This is a genomic window from Bradyrhizobium sp. Leo78 (assembly GCF_059512425.1).
On the sequence record NZ_JCAMOT010000239.1, the window covers coordinates 1 to 423 of the forward strand.

Consider the following 423-nt stretch of genomic DNA (forward strand, 5'->3'; position numbering starts at 1 on the left):
CGTGTCTATCGCCAGCGCAGTGCCGCGCCGCGCGGGCACTCATCGCGTGGTCGGAGGGCGATCTGTCCTCAGCCGCGAAAATCCCCAAGGCGACGATTGCCGGTTACGAGGCCGGAAAGCTTTCCCCTGATGAGCAGGCTTTGCGTGATATGAAACGCTGCCTGGAAGATGCGGGCGTGCTTTTCATCCCGGAAAATGGCGGCGGCGCCGGCGTTCGCTTGGCAAGACCTGCATCGGCTTCTATAGACACTGACGAGACCGAGACGGTCCAATACGAAGAATATCTGAAAAACGACGCCCCTCCCGGCGCTGGCGGTTGAATGGCAAAGAAACAGAAGCTCGAGCACTCCGAATTGGCGGGGGAATTCACCGACGACGGCGTGACGGTGCTCGTCGACATTTTTCGAACCTCCGGCAGCAATG

1 protein-coding gene is annotated in these 423 nt (G+C 60.0%); it reads left to right on the top strand.

What is annotated here, in order from left to right:
- The coding region (locus AC5ZG1_RS44475; RefSeq protein WP_496136581.1) for an XRE family transcriptional regulator at positions 1 to 320 on the top strand (320 nt) is incomplete at its 5' end.
- Positions 321 to 423: the final 103 nt, after the last annotated feature.